This is a genomic window from Agromyces sp. Soil535, from assembly GCF_001428255.1.
In the GTDB taxonomy this organism is placed as follows: domain Bacteria; phylum Actinomycetota; class Actinomycetes; order Actinomycetales; family Microbacteriaceae; genus Agromyces.
Genome location: NZ_LMRW01000016.1, coordinates 1 through 17,104, shown reverse-complemented (window position 1 = coordinate 17,104; position 17,104 = coordinate 1). Strand labels below are relative to the sequence as shown.

16 protein-coding genes are annotated in these 17,104 nt (G+C 66.4%); 5 read left to right on the top strand and 11 right to left on the bottom strand.

All coding sequences use genetic code 11. From position 1 onward, the window contains the following. Window positions 1–17 precede the first annotated feature (17 nt). The 5 genes from ASG80_RS12865 to ASG80_RS12845 all read right to left on the bottom strand — a co-directional run bounded on the left by ASG80_RS12865 (window position 18) and on the right by ASG80_RS12845 (window position 5,747). Window positions 18–1,796 (bottom strand): ATP-binding cassette domain-containing protein, encoded by a 1,779-nt coding sequence (locus ASG80_RS12865; RefSeq protein ID WP_056731325.1) that lies wholly within the window; start codon window positions 1,794–1,796, stop codon window positions 18–20. Then, a complete protein-coding gene (locus ASG80_RS12860; RefSeq protein WP_056731323.1) occupies window positions 1,783–2,664 on the bottom strand; it encodes a branched-chain amino acid ABC transporter permease in 882 nt (293 codons plus the stop codon). The genes ASG80_RS12865 and ASG80_RS12860 overlap by 14 nt, the downstream gene beginning before the upstream one ends. Before the next feature lie 95 nt (window positions 2,665–2,759). Further along, window positions 2,760–3,968: an ABC transporter substrate-binding protein gene (locus tag ASG80_RS12855; protein ID WP_056731321.1), complete on the bottom strand. Its 1,209-nt coding sequence runs from the start codon at window positions 3,966–3,968 to the stop codon at window positions 2,760–2,762. 238 nt (window positions 3,969–4,206) lie between these two features. Then, window positions 4,207–4,596 (bottom strand): nuclear transport factor 2 family protein, encoded by a 390-nt coding sequence (locus ASG80_RS12850; RefSeq protein ID WP_056731318.1) that lies wholly within the window; start codon window positions 4,594–4,596, stop codon window positions 4,207–4,209. A gap of 35 nt (window positions 4,597–4,631) precedes the next feature. After that, complete coding sequence (locus ASG80_RS12845) at window positions 4,632–5,747, bottom strand: zinc-binding dehydrogenase (protein WP_056731316.1); 1,116 nt, start codon at window positions 5,745–5,747, stop codon at window positions 4,632–4,634. A gap of 166 nt (window positions 5,748–5,913) precedes the next feature. Between ASG80_RS12845 and ASG80_RS12840 the strand changes: the two genes are divergently transcribed. Further along, window positions 5,914–7,431, top strand: coding sequence for a GMC family oxidoreductase (locus ASG80_RS12840; RefSeq protein WP_056731314.1), 1,518 nt, complete (start codon window positions 5,914–5,916; stop codon window positions 7,429–7,431). A gap of 26 nt (window positions 7,432–7,457) precedes the next feature. Beyond that, a complete protein-coding gene (locus ASG80_RS12835; RefSeq protein WP_056731312.1) occupies window positions 7,458–8,273 on the top strand; it encodes a MoaF C-terminal domain-containing protein in 816 nt (271 codons plus the stop codon). Between the two features lie 25 nt (window positions 8,274–8,298). Here the strand turns inward: ASG80_RS12835 and ASG80_RS12830 are convergent, their stop codons facing one another. After that, window positions 8,299–9,219, bottom strand: a complete 921-nt coding sequence (locus ASG80_RS12830) for a helix-turn-helix domain-containing protein (protein WP_056731362.1) — start codon at window positions 9,217–9,219, stop codon at window positions 8,299–8,301. Between the two features lie 251 nt (window positions 9,220–9,470). Further along, window positions 9,471–10,073 carry a TetR/AcrR family transcriptional regulator gene (locus ASG80_RS12825; protein WP_056731310.1) on the bottom strand — a complete coding sequence of 201 codons (603 nt, stop codon included), beginning with the start codon at window positions 10,071–10,073 and terminating at the stop codon, window positions 9,471–9,473. Between the two features lie 146 nt (window positions 10,074–10,219). Between ASG80_RS12825 and ASG80_RS12820 the strand changes: the two genes are divergently transcribed. Both ASG80_RS12820 and ASG80_RS12815 read left to right on the top strand, forming a co-directional pair. Further along, window positions 10,220–10,933 carry an SDR family oxidoreductase gene (locus ASG80_RS12820; RefSeq protein WP_056731307.1) on the top strand — a complete coding sequence of 238 codons (714 nt, stop codon included), beginning with the start codon at window positions 10,220–10,222 and terminating at the stop codon, window positions 10,931–10,933. Window positions 10,934–11,036: 103 nt separating this feature from the next. Next, window positions 11,037–12,002, top strand: a complete 966-nt coding sequence (locus ASG80_RS12815; protein WP_156401830.1) for an IS481 family transposase — start codon at window positions 11,037–11,039, stop codon at window positions 12,000–12,002. Window positions 12,003–12,078: 76 nt separating this feature from the next. Here the strand turns inward: ASG80_RS12815 and ASG80_RS12810 are convergent, their stop codons facing one another. Genes ASG80_RS12810 through ASG80_RS12795 form a run of 4 tightly spaced genes read right to left on the bottom strand, consistent with a single transcriptional unit; the run spans window position 12,079 to window position 15,701 of the window. Beyond that, window positions 12,079–12,909, bottom strand: coding sequence for an enoyl-CoA hydratase/isomerase family protein (locus ASG80_RS12810; protein ID WP_056731303.1), 831 nt, complete (start codon window positions 12,907–12,909; stop codon window positions 12,079–12,081). A 53-nt stretch (window positions 12,910–12,962) separates the two neighbouring features. Then, window positions 12,963–13,757, bottom strand: coding sequence for a hypothetical protein (locus ASG80_RS12805; protein ID WP_056731301.1), 795 nt, complete (start codon window positions 13,755–13,757; stop codon window positions 12,963–12,965). Between the two features lie 33 nt (window positions 13,758–13,790). Continuing rightward, window positions 13,791–14,651, bottom strand: a complete 861-nt coding sequence (locus ASG80_RS12800) for an alpha/beta fold hydrolase (RefSeq protein ID WP_056731300.1) — start codon at window positions 14,649–14,651, stop codon at window positions 13,791–13,793. 51 nt (window positions 14,652–14,702) lie between these two features. After that, complete coding sequence (locus tag ASG80_RS12795) at window positions 14,703–15,701, bottom strand: NADP-dependent oxidoreductase (protein ID WP_056731361.1); 999 nt, start codon at window positions 15,699–15,701, stop codon at window positions 14,703–14,705. Window positions 15,702–15,809: 108 nt separating this feature from the next. Here ASG80_RS12795 and ASG80_RS12790 point away from each other — a divergent pair, with 108 nt between their 5' ends. Continuing rightward, window positions 15,810–16,433, top strand: a complete 624-nt coding sequence (locus tag ASG80_RS12790) for a TetR/AcrR family transcriptional regulator (RefSeq protein ID WP_056731298.1) — start codon at window positions 15,810–15,812, stop codon at window positions 16,431–16,433. Window positions 16,434–17,104 lie beyond the last annotated feature (671 nt).

Genomic DNA, 17,104 nt, shown 5'->3' with positions numbered 1-17,104 from the left:
ATCCGTGATTGTGAGACTCATAGCATCTCCGTCTCGCCCATATAGGCAGCAATGACTTTCGGGTTGGAGAGCACCGTCGTACGGTCGCCGGTTGCCAGCACCTCGCCGAAGTTGAGAACCGTGATGGTGGAGCACACGCTGCGCACGAGGTCGAGGTCGTGCTCGATGATGAGGATCGTCGACCCGAAGTGCCCTGGCGCGCGCCGCAGCCGGTCCCCGAACGCGATGTGCTCGTCGTGCGACAGACCGGCTGCGGGCTCATCGAGGAGCAGCAGCTTGGGGCGAGCAGCGAGGTTCGCAGCGACCTCCACGAGTCTGCGTGTCCCGACGTCCACCACACTGAGGGGAGTCGATGCCTCGGGACACCCGAAGAAGGCGAGTGCATCGTCGATCGCCAGTGCGTCAGCAGTGCCGCGGGTGACGAAGCGCACGTAGGCGCCGACGGTCATGGTGGGCGGCACGCGATCCTGTTGGAACGTACGACGCAAGCCGGCCCGGGCGCGCTGGTGCGGCGGCAGACCGTCCAGAGACTGCCCGTCGAGGGTGGCCGTGCCTCGGTGCTGGGGAAGGAAGCCGCCGATCGCGTCGACGAACGTCGACTTGCCGGCGCCATTCGGCCCGATGAGCCCCAGGATCGTGCCTTCCTCGACGGTCATCGAGACATTGGTGAGCGCTTTCACAGCACCGAACTCCACTGTCAGGTTCTCCACGACAAGCAAGGGGCGCCCCGTGCCTGCCGGGATCGGCGCCTCGTGCGTTGTCGTCGTGAGAGTGGACGTCACGTCGCTCTCGGCAGCGCGCTGCCGCTCGGCCTGCCGTCGACGGCGGAAGATCGCCGCGCGGATAGTGCTGCCGAGATTGGTATTCGTGGTCAAGGCCTGAATTCCCAGTATGCCGAAGGCGATGGACGACCACTCGAGCGGCACCCGCATTTGTTTCAGGATTTCGGGGATGAGCACGAACAGGATCCCGCCGAATAGCGCCATGTCGATCAGGTGCGAGCCCACGACGATGCTCAGCACGTAAAGCCCGAGCGAGTTGATCGGCGTGAACGTGAGGTAGTTCACCTGGGTGATCTGACCGACGATGAGACACCCGGCGATCCCGCCGACGAACGCACTCAATGCGAACGCGGACAGCTTGGCCGTGCGCACGCTGGTTCCAGCGGATGCCGTGCCGCGCTCCGAGAACGCGACCGACTTCCAGCTGCCTCCCGTCCGACTGCGCTGGATCGCGAGGATGATCAGCGCCACCACGACCGTGACGACCACCGCGAAGATGAAGTACGCGCGGTCGCCCTGAGGGTCGTAGCCGAGCCCGAACGGGCGGGGGATATGGGCGACGCCATGGTCGGGGAAGGAGATCTTCTGCAGCGTCGCATCGAGGGCAGCTGCAACGCCGAGGGTGATGACGGCCAGATTCACTCCACGGAGGCGCAAGGCCGGTAGGCCGACGATGAGACCGAGCAGTGCGGTGACGAGCCCCGCGATCAGCATGAAGACGATGAACGCCATCGGCCCGAGAGCGGCAGGGAGCGGTGTGTCGAGGTACAAGAACTCGAGGATCCACGCACCGATCGCGGCGAAGCTCAGCTGGCAGAGCGCGATCATGCCGGCCGTGCCGGTCACGATTCCGAGGCCGAGCAGCGACACCATGGAGACAAGGACAGAGGTCGACACGAAGACCACGTATGCGGGCATTCCGAAGGCGAATCCAACGCCGACGGCGATGGCACCGGCGGCAACCGCGAGCGGGATCCAGGGGCGCTCGGAGCGAGCGGAACTAGCGCGCGACATCCCAGACCTCCTTCCGCTGGTTCCACAGCAAGAACAAGATGATGACGACGATCGGGATCCAATCTCTCAGCAAGGTGATGGAGGGGAACGCGGTCAGGGCACCTTGCAATGCGCCGACGAGCAGCCCGCCGACGATAGCCATGGGGAGACTCTTGAATGCGCCGACCAGGGCTGCCGCCGCGCCGGGAATGACGAGAGTGATCATCGACGTCGCGTCGGCGGCGCCCGTATTGCCGATGATCGAGATGCAGAGGCCCATGATTCCTCCGACGACGACCCACACGCCGATCTGCAGGGCCTTGACATTCACTCCGAGGAGTTCGGCAGCGGTCTGCCGGTCGCTGATTGCTCGCAGCTGCACGCCGAGCGGAGTTCGGCGGATCACGATCCATGCCGCGACGGCCACCGCCACGGCGGTGATCAGGAGGGCGACCCCCACCTTCGTGACGGCGATGTCGCCCGCGACGAAGGCGGGGCCGACGAGTAGGGGGCGAAGGGGCTGCGGTCGCGATCCGAAGAGGACGAACGACAGCGAGATCAGCATGAGCAGCGACGCGACCGTGACGGCCGAGCGCGCCGTGGTGGATGCCTCGGCGAGCCAGGTCGCTTCGATCCAGCCCAGCAGCCCCGAGATGGTGGCCGCCACGAGCACGGCGATGGCCACCACGACCGCGGTTCGCACCTCGGGCGGTGCCTGCACCAGCAGCGGCACGGCGCGGATGGAAAGGAAGGCGCCGAAGACGCCGACGGCCACGATCGAGAAGTTGATCACCCGCGTCAGGACGGACATGAGGGTGAGGCCCACGCCGATGACGGCGTACAGTGCGCCGGCACTGAGCCCGACGACGAGGGCGACGACGAAGTTCACGGGTGCTCCTCCTGCAGCGTGAGACGACAACGGGTGACGACCCGGAGGCGGCGGCTGGGGTGGCCGCCGCCTCGGGACATCCGATCAGACGGGAATCAGCCGGTCGTGGTGTCGACCCAGCCGAGGTCGTCGCCGATCAGCCACGGGCCGAGCGAGGTCCACGTGTTGGTGTTCGCCTCGATGACCAGGGGCCAGGCCGACCGGTTCGCCTGGTGCGAGTCGCCCTCGCCGAAGATCCACGGTGTGCCCACCATCGGGTTCTCGATCGGCTCGGTCATGGCTCTCGCGGCCTCGGTGAACGAGTCGCGGGTGACGTGGCCGTCGATGGTCTCCAGGATCGCGATGAAGTACTTCGCTGCCAGGTAGCCGCCTTGCGCGAACGAGGTCTTGGGCACCGCGTGCGCATCCATCACCGCCGCCCAGTCGGTGTTCGATTCGTCGTTCGGGTCGGTGTACGGCGAGAACTCGGCAGGCACATGGATGTCGCCGGCGTAGGTGACCCCGGCGGCGAACTCATCCGAGTAGCACGAGGTCAGCACCAGTACCGGCAGGGAGAGACCCTGGTTCGCGGCCTCACCGAGGAAGGCTGTGACCGCCGGTCCGACCTCACCGACCATGATCGCGTCGCAGTCCTCGCCCTTCAGAGCGGCGACGTTGCCCGCGTAGCTGGCCTGACCGCGCGTGAGACTGAAGTCGATGTAGGCGAGCTCCTGCCCGGTCTCGGCGGACCAGGCGGCGATCGCCTGCTCGTACGCGGACTTGCCGGCTTCGTCGTCCGGCACGATCGCCGCGCAGATGCTGGAGAAGCCCAGGTTCTCCGAGCCGTCGTAGAGCGTGGCGAAGGTGTCGAAGTACGGACCGGTGTTCGCCGGGGCGATATTCGGCGTCGAGAAGCAGAACGGGTCGACGCCGGTGCCCTGGAGCGAGACGATGTTGTTGTCTTCCCACGTCGTGTGGTTCACCGCGCAGTCCAGCAGCGATGACGAGCCAACCAGCGCCACCGCACCGCCATCCAGTGCGTCCTTCGCGGCGGTCGACGAAACGGCCGGGTCGGTCTTGTCGTCGAAGACGGTGTACTCGATCGGCTGACCCTTGAATCCGCCCGCATCGTTGTAGTCGTCGAAGACCGCCTGCACGGCCTGGGGTGCCTCGGGGAAGAAGGTGAGACCGCTCAGGGCGGCGACCTTGATCGGCTCACCGGTGGCGGGCGTGCTGCCAGGACTGTCAGCAGTGCAGCCGCTCAGGACGATTGCGCCGGCTGCGACGACGACCGTCGCTCCCAGCTTGATTCTGTTGATTCGCATGTGTGTGGTGCCTCTCGGATAGCGCTGGACTTCTGCGTCAGCGGGGGTCCTTCGGGGTCGGACGGCGAGACGAGTGTCGCCCTGTCGGTCACTCTAAGATCGGCGCAGATCGCGACGTTTGTCGCCGGGGGCACAACCGTTGACTCTGAGTACCGGAGTTCCACGGCCGGCTTCGCCGTCGGCGCCGGAGCGGCTCGAGAAGGCGTACCGCCTCGCTCGATCCGCCGCCCGTCGATGCTCACTGCATCGCGTCGAGGACTTCAGCGGTGTCCGTGATCTGCTCGAACTTGACGGCCTTGCCGTCCTGGACTCGCCAGATGTGCGCGACGCGAGTGCTGACCGCCTTGCCCGTCGCCTTGTTCGTGCCCGTGTAGGTGCCGAGTCCGACCACGGTCTCCCCATTGACCACGAGCTCGTCGATCGCAACGGCCCAGCCGTCCCATTCCTTGGCGAGGGCGATGAACACGTTGTCGCGCACCGAATCGGGGCCGACGTAGGTGCCGGCGACCGGGAATCCGGCGGCTTCGGTCCAGACGATGTCGGGCGCGAAATCCGCCATCATTCCTGGCAGGTCGCCTCGCTCTCCGGCGGCGTAGTGCGATTCGATGACCTCGCGGGGGCTCTTCATGATTGCGGCTCCTTGTGATTGATGGAATGGGCGCGTCAGTCGGCCAGGACCAGCACGGCCTTGATGACGTCATCGCGTTTCTCGCGCACGACGTCGTACGCGTCACTCACCTGCTCCAAGGAGAACCGGTGGGTGACGAGATCTGCATAGGGATATGCCGCGTCGGTGAGTGCGGCGATCGATGGCTCATAGCCGCCCGCTGAGAGGAACGAGGGCAGCACGTCGATCTCGCGCGTGAGCAGGTCGCGGTCGGCGCCGAACGTGACGTCGGCACTCCACCCGCACGCACCCGCCAGCACGACGCGGCCGCCACGGCGCACGAGCGTCACGGCGAGCGACTGCGCATCCGTCACCCCTGCGATCTCGATGACGACATCCGCCAGCCCGCCGAGCGCCTCCGCGACAGCGCCCCGGACGTCATCGACCTCGCGGGAGTTCACCGTGAAGTCAGTGCCGAAGCGGCGAGCGAGGTCGAGTCGGTTCGGTCGGGTGCCGACCATGACGACACGTGCCGCACCGGCGATCTTGGCGGCGGCCGAGACCAGAAGGCCCACCGGGCCGGGGCCGATGATGGCGACCGTGTCGCCTTCGGTGACCCGGCCGCGCTGCACCGCCCGGAACGACACGGCGAGCGGCTCGACGAGCGCTGCGGTGTCCCAAGGCACGGACTCGGGAAGTCGGTGCACGATCGCTTCAGCGGGCACGTGCAAGTAGTCGGAATAGCCGCCCCAGAGGCCCGGTTCGGCGGTGCGGGGGATGTTGACGCCGTACTCCCGGCCGACCGGCAGGCCGTCGGCCGGATCATCACGATCGCAGATGTTGTATCGGCCCTCCGCGCAGCGCGGGCACGCACCGCAGGGGAGCTGCATCTCCACGGCGATTCGGTCACCGACCGCGAGGTTGCGGCGCTGCGCTGCGTCGCCGCCGATCGCGGCGACCTCTCCCACGAACTCGTGGCCCGGCACCAGGGGGAACGGATCTCCGATGTGTCCCTCGAGGAGGTGCAGGTCTGTGGCGCAGATGCCCACCCGCCGCACTCGCATGACCAACTGGTCCGATGCCGGCGGCTGCACCTCGATCGTGGTCAGTTCGATCACACCCCGCTCCGGGAACACGGCTTGTCGCGAGATCGTCAGGGCGGCGGTGACCATGGAGTACTCCTTCACAGCGAGAATTGCGCTCGCGTCGGACGCTGCTCCCAGCATCCCCAGAGGCGCTCTCGGTGCGGTTGTCGCGGGCCGTACGCCCCTTGACTCAGAGTGAACGGAGGCCCGTTCCGCATGGTGGTGGCCTCGGCCGCCGTGGCACTGTCGTGCCATGGAAGAAAGACCCGATGTCATCGTGGTGGGTGGCGGCTCCAGCGGAGCAGTCATCTGCCGTCGCCTCGTGGACGCCGGACGGCGTGTACTGCTGCTCGAGGCCGGTGGCCCCGATGTGAACCCCGCCATCCACGATCCTGCTCGCCTGGGCGAGCTGTGGCACAGTCCTGATGATTGGGACTACTTCACCGTGCCGCAGACCCACGCAGCCGACCGACGCCTTCACCTGCCGCGCGGCAAGGTCCTCGGAGGATCGCATTCGCTCAACGCGATGATCTTCGTGCGTTGCGCGCCTCAGGATTACGACCACTGGGAGTCCCTCGGCAACCCGGGCTGGGGCTGGAAGGACGTGCTGCCGGTCTTCAAGGCGATCGAGAACTACGACGGTCCGCCGTCAGAACTTCGGGGCACCGAGGGTGTCCTCGACGTCACGATCGAATACGACCTGCACCCCATCCAGCAGTCGATCATCGACGCATCAGTCGAGATCGGAATCGAACAGAACCCCGACTACAACGGCGATCATCTCGATGGCATCTCGAAGATGCAGCTGACGATCCGCGACGGCAAGCGGCTGAGCACGTGGCGGGCCTATGCAGAACCGGTGCGCGAGTCGCCGCGCTTCCGGGTATTGACCGGCGCTTGGGTGCACAAGTTGTTGCTCGAGGGCACGCGCGTCATCGGCGTCGAGGTCGAACGTGAGGGGCAGATCGAGCGGTTCGAGGCCGACCAGGTGGTGCTCGCGGCCGGTGCACTTGACTCGCCTCGCATCCTGATGCGAAGTGGCATCGGCCCCGGCGCCTCGCTCCACGATCTCGGGTTCGAAGTTCTCGTGGACTTGCCGGGGGTCGGGCAGAACCTGCACGACCACTTGCTCTCACCGGTGATCTTCACGACCGACACCCGGCGGATCGATCCGCCGCCGCCCGGCACGGGCATCACGCAGACGCACTCGTTCTGGCGAAGCAGGCCGGGGTTGGAGCTGCCCGACACCCAGCCGATCAACTTCAGCGTCCCCATGTACGAGCCGTGGATGAACGGTCCCGAGTGGGGCTTCTCTCTCATGGCCGGCATCGTCTCGCCGCTCAGCCGGGGCAGTGTCATCCTCGGGGGCGACGATCCGCACGCAGCGCTGCTCATCGACCTCAACGCCCTCGCCGAGGAGGAAGACCTGCGCGCACTCGCGGCGAGCGTTCGGCAGTGCCGGGAGATCGGCGCTGCATCGGCACTCGCGGACGGATGGGGCGCGAGAGAACTGTATCCCGGCCCGGACGTCGATGACGACGCGGTACTGCGCGACTACATCCGGCGCACCGTCATCACCTACCACCACCAGGTTGGCACCTGCAGAATGGGCGTCGATGAGCTCGCCGTCGTCGATCCCACGCTGCGTGTGCACGGCGTGGAGGGACTCATGGTCGCGGATGCCTCGATCATGCCTCGCATCACCACGGGCAACACCAACGCGCCCGCGATCATGATCGGCGAGAAGGCCGCCGATTTCCTCCTGCACTGACCGATTCGAAAGAAGAGAGAACCACAATGTCGGAACAGAACCCCGAGACCATCATTCGCGAGGAGTCCGCCGAATGGCTGAACATGGAGGACTTCGCAGCCGGTATCGACGCCAACCGCGTCGCCCCGAGTCGCGACCTCGCGGAACGCTCGCTCGTCATCCGCGCCGCCGATGGTGCACTGAGCCTGGCGTTCGGGGATGGCGGGATCGTGACGTGGAGTGCTGAAGGCTTCGCATGGGCGGGCTCGGGCACTGACGCCTACGAGGAGGTCCCGGTCGGCGATGGCGCCTACTGGATCGACTTCTCGCTCGGGGAGCGACGCGTCGAGACACTGACCGTGGTGCTCCATCCCGAGCGCGGGTGGGCGCTCATCGTGCATTCGCGAATCCACGACGAGGGGGCGGATGTCGAGACGCGCGTCATGCAGTCGTTCCACGGTGGTCGGGTCGAGGGCGCCCCCGGTTCTGCCGAGGCACCTGCTCCGACCCGCGATCTGATCGGAAAGCGCACGCTCTTCCGGTACAGCCCGAATCACCTGTACGAGCACATCTACCTCAGCTCCCGGCGTTTCGTCTGGCAGAACCTGGTGGGTGAACAGCGTGGCCACGCCGCCGCCGAGCTCGCGACGACCTACAAGCTCGACCACGGCCTCTACCTCTTCACCTGGCGGGAGGAGAAGATCCCGGTCGGTACCGTGTTCGTCTTCGACTACGCGGGCGGCCGCTCCACCGGCAAATTCATCGGACTCCACGGAGACGGCACAGTGTCGAACACCCCGGGTGGTGCGCTCATCATCCCGTTCGGCGAGTCAGACTACTCAGTGCACCAAGAACCGGTCTGACCCGACTCGAGCACACCGCGAGCGCTCAGCCGCCAAGGCTGCGCGCTCGCAGCTCGCTCGGCGACATTTCGTACGCGGCCTTGAAGACGCGTGAGAAATGCGCAGCCTCGACGAATCCCCAGCGTGCCGCGATCGCACCGACGGAGAGGTGGGCGTTGAGCGGCTCGATCAGGTCCCGTCGACAGTTCTCGAGCCGCCGTTCGCGGATCCAGGTCGACACGGTCGTCCCCTTCTCGCGGAAGAGCCCGTGCAGATGCCTTGTCGAGATGAAATGAACGGCGGCGATCTGGGTGGGGCTGAGTTCCGGCGAGCCGAGATTCGTCTCGATGTAGTGGCGGACCTGCTGCATGAGCAATTGGTGGCTGTCTCGCGGGTCGGCCTCCAGATCGAGTTCGTTCGCAAACATCGTCGTGATGAGGTCGATCGCGGTGTGAACCAGCCGGGGTCCGGTGGCTCCGCCAACTCGGTCCAGGTTCTGGGATACGTTCTGCAGGAACGGGATGATCATCGCACCGAGTCCGTCGGTGCTGGAGAACCGGTGCGCCGTCAGTTGGCGCATCATGTCTGGCGGTAGGCCGAGCTGCTCACGGGGGAACATGAGCACGAGCATTCGCATGTCCTGCTCGAAGATCAGCGAGTACGGGCGGGCGGTGTCATAAATCGCGAGATCGCCCGGCTGGAGCAGCGCCTCACGGCCATCCTGGATGAGGAGGCCTGTTCCCGAAACCTGAAGGCTCGCCTTGTAGAAACGCTCGTCGCTGACGGCGACGAGCGACTCGGTGCGCTCGACCATGTGTTGCGACGCGGTTACCTCGTGGACGTGCGCGTCGTCGAAGTCGACACTGCGCAAGCGTCCCCAGAACGGGTCGGCGCTCACGCGGGAGACGTCGAGCGGCACGAAGGAGTTGACGACGGCCTGTCGGTAGTCCCGGAAATTGTGCGACATGGAGGTGTGCACCCGGCCGACGGGCTCGGGGGGAAGGCGAACGTCCACGTATTACCACCTTGTAATAGCGAAACTCCGAGGCCGTGGGGGCTCGACCTGGTGAATCGAAGCATACCGCTAACCACGCCTGCAGATTGTATATGATGTTGGATAGGTGCTCAACGACAAGGGCGCTAGGCCCAATCGCATGAGCGGCGGCCGACTGCCTTCGGTGGTGGTGTTCTGGGCGGCCCCCACGGGCGGTACAACGATTAGTGCGGTAGGAGAACGCGCACTTGGCTTCTGATGTCGTCCAGGATTTCGTCGACGGAGCGGGTGATGTAGATCGTGGCCGCCATGCTGATGAACATGATGGCGGAGACGATGTGCGCGAGCGTGGCAGCGTCACTGGGGCTGGCGCGCTGGTCGCGTTGCAACACCGTCGCGATCGCCTCCTCGGTCTGCACGGTGAGGGCGAGAGCGTCGCGGTGGTACGGCTCTTCGGGGTCGCCGAAGACGATCTCCCGCAGGTAGGTGCGTCCGTTGTCGATCTGGGCGCGGTTGCATTCCACGACCGGGCGGACGATCGCCATCACCGCGTCGAGCGCGTCGGGAATGTCCTCGGCGGCTGCCCTGCCTTTCACAAGGGCGTCGACGTAGCTGGAGTTCTGCACGAGCAGGAGCAGCTCGCCCTTGGTCTTGGCATAGAGGAACAGGGTGCCCGTGCCGATGTCGGCCTTGTCGGCGATCTGCTGCGTGGTGACGTCGTCGACGCCGTGCTCCGCGAAGAGCTCGCCGGCTGCGGCGGTGATGCGCTCCAGCTTGTTCTGCTTGTTCCGCTCGCGCCGTCCGACCGGCTGTGGGGCGAGGGCCATGACGTGTCCTCCGGGAATAGACTCTGACTCAGCTCAGTTCTGATCATAGTCAGAACCGTGTGGGCTCGGATGTGCCTTGGTTCATTCTCCCACGACGAGCCGCACTGCCGTGCGGTTCACACACCCACAAGAGAAGGAACGTGAACATGCCCTCACTCAACGGAGCCGTCGTGCTCGTCACCGGAGCCAACGGCGGCATCGGAACCCACTTCGTGCACGAAGCGCTCGCCCGCGGCGCGAGCAAGGTCTACGCCACAGCCCGCAACCCCCGCACCTGGGACGACGAGCGCATCGTGCCCATCACCCTCGACGTCACCGACAGCTCCTCCATCCAAGCGGTCGCCGAGGCCGCCGGGGACGTGACCGTGCTGATCAACAACGCAGGCGCGAACCCGCCGAGCGCCAGCCTGCTGACGGTGACGGACGCGGACATCCGCGCAAACATGGAGACGAACTTCTTCGGACCCGTCTTCATCGCCCGCGCCTTCGCACCGATCCTCGCCGCCAATCACGAGTCCGTCCTCGTGGACGTCCACTCCGTTGCCAGCTGGTACGCCTTCGGCGGCATCTACAGTGCTTCCAAAGCTGCGCTGTGGTCGGCCACCAACTCGCTGCGTCTCGAGCTCGCCACCGAGGGTGTGCATGTGACCGGTGTGCACATGGGCTATGTCGATACGCCCATGGCCGAACACGCTGAGGGACTCAAGATGCTGCCCGCGGATCTCGTGGCGAGGGTGTACGACGCCGTCGAGGCGGGGGAGTACGAGGTCGTGGCCGACGAGTTGTCGGCCCAGGTCAAGGCCGCACTGGGCGGCCCGGTCGAGGCGCTCTACCCGGAGCTGCAGGGCGCAGGCGCCTAGCTGTACCCGGCCGTGAGGTTGGTTCCGTTTTCGGGGTTGTGAGACGGGAGAACCTCCGGGCTTAGTGGAGATGTCTTACGTCTTCACGAACTCGGAGGTTCTCGTGACCCACGCTAATGCCCGGCTGACTGTTCATGGTCGGCGGTTGATCGTTGAACATGCCCGGCAGAGCTGGAAGCAGGCGCACATCGCTGCGGCGATGGGGGTGTCCCGCCGGTGTGTGAAGCGTTGGATCGACCGCTACCGGTCCGAGGGCGAGGGCGGCCTGCGCGACCGCTCCTCGCGACCGCATCGATGCCCGCGGCGCACCCGGCCGGAAGCGGAGGCGGCCGTGCTGGCGGTGCGGCGGGTCGAACGCGTGGGCCGGGAGGAGATCGCCGCCCGCACCGGGGTGCCGGCACGGACGGTGTCACGGATCCTGGCCCGGCACGGCGTGCCGCATCTGTCTCGGCTGGACCCAATCAGCGGGCAACTGATCCGCGCGTCCAAGACGACCGCGGTCCGGTACGAGCGGGAGAGTCCAGGCGAACTGGTGCACATGGACGTGAAGAAGCTCGGCCGCATCCCCGACGGCGGCGGCTGGCGGGCGCACGGACGCGCCAGCGGCTCGATCCAGCGCGACCGGAACACCAAGGTCGGCTTCGACTACGTGCACTCCCTGGTCGACGATCACACCCGGCTGGCGTACTCGGAGGTGCTACCCGACGAGAAAGGCGCCACATGCGCAGCGTTCCTGGCCCGCGCGATCGAATACTTCGCCGCCCACGGCATCGGACGGATCGAGCGGCTGATGACCGACAACGCCTGGGCCTACCGATGGTCGCTGCGCGAGCTATGCACCGCTCACGGCATCCGGCAGAAGTTCATCCGGCCGCACTGCCCCTGGCAGAACGGCAAAGCGGAACGGTTCAACCGCACCCTGCAAACCGAGTGGGCCTACCGGCAGCCTTTCACTAGCAACGACGACCGTGCAGCCGCCCTTGCGCCGTGGCTCGAGCACTACAACACTGGACGACGCCACTCAGCACTCGGAGGCCAACCCCCGATCAGCCGGCTGCGACCAACGTGATGGCCCGGTACACCTAGCGCCGATGCGAGTGAGGGCCGCAGCAGATGCTGCGGCCCTCAGCTCGTGGTGGCTGGTGTCAGCGTTGCTGGTTGGCGATGCCGATGTACTCGCCGAGTCGGTATTCCAGGTCGATGCCGGCCTGCTCTGCGAGCGCCTGGGCGCCGGCGGCGCGCGTGAGGAATCCGGGGAGGGTGAGCGAGTGTGCGAACTCACCGTAGGCGGCAATGAGGTCGGTATCCGGCGGCAGCACCGCCCGGTTGACCATCGCCTTGGCCGATGCCAGGGAGGTGCGGTCGAACGACGCCAGCCGAGCGACGATGGCATCGACGAACGCGTCCAGTTCGGCGTCGGGCAGGGCGCGGGTGACCCAGCCCCAGCGTTCGGCGGTGGATGCGTCGTAGTCGGCGCTGGTGAGGATGACCTCCAGTGCCCGGTCACGACCGATGGTGCGCGGCAGCCGCTCGGTGCCGCCACCACCGGGCAGCAGACCGCTGCCGACCTCGGGCTGCCCGAAGATCGCCTTCTCATCGCTGGCGTAGCGCAGGTCGAACGCTAGCGCGAGCTCGTTGCCGCCGCCACGGGTGCGGCCCCGAATGGTAGCGATGGTGATGTAGGGCGCCTTGGAGAGTTTCAGGACCAGGTCGGTCCACACCGGCACCGCTCCCTCGCCTTCGGGGGCGGGGAAGTCGGCGGCCGCGGCGAGGTCGAAGTGGTTGTAGAAGAAGTCCGGCACGCCGCTGTCGAATACGACGACCTGGATGTCGGGATCGGTCGCCAGCTCGTCGATGATCTCGGTGAGACGGAGGACGGTCTCGCCGATGATGAGGTTCACGGGCGGGTTCGCGAAGGTGATCTTCGCGACCTGCGGTGAGGTGCGTTCGTAGTGGATGGTGCTCTGCTCGGTCATGGTTCTGCTCCAGAGGTGCGATTGATTCGGGATGGGGATGGGTGGGAGTTCGGTTATTCCTGGTACTGCGGGAGGATGACGCCGTCCGTGACATAGGTCAGGGCGGCGGACACGTCGTAGGCGTGGGCCGCGGACGCGAAGTCCGACAGTTCGTCTGACAGCGTCGTGATGTCCTCGCCGGCGAAGAACGCCGCTCGCGCGGCTGCGTCTTCGAAGCCGAGCATCAGCGAGGCGTGGAACCGCTGGTCGGTGGGGTTGTCGTGGGCGACGTTCGGGGTGTCCCAGAGCTTCTCGTTCCAGGGCATGAACACCTGGGTTCGGAGTTCTGTCATCACGCCCGTGTTCACGAGCGCGGGCACGAGCTCGTCGGTGACGAACTTCCGGAACGGGCGGGTGCCCACGCCTTCTCGTCTCCTGAGGTAGATCAGGGCTCGAGCCCCGGTCTTCTCACCGCGCCCGGCGACGTCGTACCACCGGGTCGAGTTCGGCGGCCCGGCGTACAGCAGGGTGCGCCGGAACACGTTGATCTCGTCTTTGTACGCAAGCCGGGTCTGGTTCCGGCCCAGCAACGGCGAGAGCACGGAGGCAAAGGTGACCTCGGCGACTCCGTCGATCCGCCGGTCCGCGGGGATGGCCGTCTCCACGCCGCGGGTCGCGGGCCACAGCCCAGGGTTGGTCTCGGCGAGATGGATCTGCCGGTACTCGTCGAACCCCGGCGTCACCGAGATGATCTTGGAGTGTGGACCCTTCCAGTAGTCCATGCCGGTCTGGCGGGGCTGGTCGGTGCGGACCCAGAGCAGGATCGATGATGCGAACGGCTTCTTCGTGTGCGGGACCGTGGCGGTCATGTGCTCATCCCTTTCGGTGACGTCGGATGCCGGTCAACGGGCGAGGAACTCGACCGCGACGGGAGCGAACTGCTCGTGGAACTGGAAGATGCCACCGTGGCCGGAGTCGGGGTAGATGACCAGCTCGGATCCCGTGATGCGACGGTGCAGATCTTCGGAGAGCACCGAGGGCACCATCCGGTCGTTGTCGCCGTTCGCGATCAGGGTGGGCTGGCTGAGCTTCGACAGGTCCGCGGGCGCCGAGCGACCCCACTTCTTGATCGCCTTCAACTGCGTCTGGAGAACCTTCACCCTGGCCGGGGCGTCACGGTCGACGGTGCGCTCCTGGAGACGCTTCACGAACGCCTTGCCCGATGCCTTGCCGGTGGCGTTGCGGTTGAAGAAGAGGAACTCCTTCGGGTCGGACCGGGTCAGCGCAGCACGCAGGATGTCCCAATACGTGACCCCGGCGACCTTGTCGATGTCCTTGCCACCGGCGGGGCCCGTACCGGTGAGCACGAGCTTGCGGACCACGTCGGGGTGCTTGACTACGAGCGCCTGCGCGACCATGCCGCCGAGGGAGAAGGAGAAGATGTCGATCTTGTCGAACCCGAGCGCGCGGATGAAGGTGTAGGCGTCGTCGGCCATCGCCTCGACGCTGTCGGGCACCTCACCGGTGGACGCGCCGACCCCGCGGTTGTCGAACGTGATGACGTGGCGATCCTTCGCGATCGGATCGATGATGCGAGGGTCCCAGTTGTCGAGGGTCGCGGCGAGGTGCACGAAGAAGACGACGGGGATGCCGCCCTTCGGTCCCAACTCCCGGTAGGCGAAGGTGACGCCGCCAGCAGAGATCGTGCGGGCCGGTGCCTTCGCATAGGACGTGATGACCGGGTCGTTTCCGGTGGTGCTCATGATGTGGTTCTTCTTTCTGAATTGGGTGTGAGGTGGAGAGTTGAAGGCGGGTCATCCGGTGACGGTGACGACGCCTTTGCCGCGAATGCCGCCCTTGGCAAGGGACTGCATGGCTTGCGGGGTCTGGGCGAAGTCGAAGACCTTGCCCACGACCGGGCGCAGCACGCCCTGGTCGACGAGTGTGGTGATCTGCCGAAGCTGGTCACCGCTGGCGCGCATGAAGAGGAACTCGTAGCTCACGCCGAGCTTCCTCGCCTGCGTGCGGATCTTGCTGCTGAGCCCGGTGATCGCCAGGCGCAGCAGGGGGTTCAGGCCGATCTCTCGGGCGAAGTCCGGGTCCGGCGGGCCGGCGATTCCGATGGCCTTGCCGCCCGGCTTGAGCACGCGCAGCGACTTCTCGAGGTTCTCCCCGCCGATGCTGTCCAGCACCAGGTCGTAACCGTCGACGAGCTGTTCGAAGTCCTGAGTGCGGTAGTCGATGACGGTGTCCGCTCCGAGTTCGCGGACGAAGTCCGCGCTGGAGTCGCTGGCGGTGGTGGCAACCGTCCCACCGAGGTGCTTGGCGAGCTGGATCGCGATCGACCCAACCCCGCCGGCGCCTGCATGGATGAGCACCTTCTGCCCCGGCTGCAGGTTGCCGCGCTCCACGAGCGCCTGCCACGCGGTCAACGCCACCAGCGGCAGCGAGCCCGCCTCCTCCATGCTGATCGACGCAGGCTTGAGAGCGAGGTCGGCCTCGGCAACGGCGATGCGCTCGGCGAACGTGCCGATGCGGTTCTTGTCGGGCCGGGCGTAGACCTCGTCGCCGGGCTTGAACCCGCGCACCTTCCCGCCCACGCGGATGACGGTACCGGCGAGATCGTTGCCGAGGATCAGGGGCAGCCGGTACCGCAGGATCTGCTTGAACGCGCCGGCGCGGATCCCCTCGTCCAGCGGATTCAGCCCTGCAGCGTCCACCCGCACCAGGACGTCGCGCTCGCCGACGACGGGCTCTGGCACGTCGGCCTCCTGCACCGGCTCCTTGTACTTGGTGATGACGAACGCTCTCATGCGATGCTGCTCCTTCATGACGACGATTGATCGGTGATACTTTTCCCTCGGATACCCGAGTACACTCAATTGTGAGTTAACTCAGTAACAATGTCAAGGGAGGTCATCATGAGAGACGCTCGGATGCCGATCGGCCGCCGGGAGCGGGCGAAGCAGCACAAGCGCGAACGCATCATGGCGGCGGCGCGCGAACTGTTCGCCAAGCGCGGCGTCGGCGGGGTCACCACGCAGGAGGTCGCCGATCGTGCCGATGTCGCGATCGGCACCCTGTATCTGTATGCGACCACGAAGGCCGAGCTGCTGATCATGGTGCAGAACCAGAAGTTCGCCGCCGCCATCGACACCGGCCTGGCCGCCGCAGCCGTCACCGCAGAGCGAGGCCCGCTCGAGGGCGTCATCGCGCTCATCCGTCCGGTGGTCGCGTGTGTGCGCGAGCAGGTCGAGAACGGACGCACCTACCTGCACGAGCTCGTCTTCGGGGACCCCTCCGAGCCCTACCGGCGCGAAGGACTCGCCCTCTCAGCCCGACTCGAAGACGGCATCGCGCGCCTGCTGTCGCGCGACGAGCGCATCGACGCCGGGGATGCGGCGACGCTGGCGCGCGTGATCACCGCGATCATCCACATCAGCACCACCGCCACTGTCTACCTGCACCGCAGCGACGACGCCGTCCTCAGCGACATCCGCGAGCAGGTGCAGGCCACCCTGTCACTGCACGGCAACCCTGCATGACAACGAGAGGTCCGCGCCGCCTCGAGACCGGCATCGAGGTAGCCGCGTCGTCACGGTACGCTTTGCGGCGCTAACAGGCGTCGACTATGGAAGAGACCGTCCGATGCCCATACCGCTACCCTCTATCTCCACCTGCGCGCCCGTCAGTGCCAGTGTGCAACTTAGCCGCCGCGAAGGATCAGCCGCTGATACCGAAGCGTCCACGGGCGAGGCCATCGCCGCCGTCGCCTCCAAAATCCGAGCGACCTGTTCACCCTCGGGCAAGTAGCGACCGACAGCATTGACCGGGACCACCGGACGACGAGTGTGGCCCTTTCCCGGTGATAACGACTGCTCAACTTCACCTGCCGGCGACGGAGAGTGTCCTGCTTGGCGGCGCTGGCGGTGCCAGTGACGTACTCGCTGCGGGACTTGGCGATCTGGATCCTCAGCCGCCCCGACCCCGCGTTCGCCGGAAGGCCTGTCAAGCCCTGCTGATGACTGCCTTGCCGCGGATGCCGCCCTTGCCGATCGATTGCATGGCCTCCACGGGTCTGGTCGAAGTCGAGGGGTCTGCTGCACGGATAGGTGACATCTGATCTGGCTTGCCCGTGAGGGCGGCCTGGAAGGATGTTGCTGTGCCCAAGCCTTACCCCGCCGAGTTCCGTGACGACGTCGTGCGTGTCGCGCGG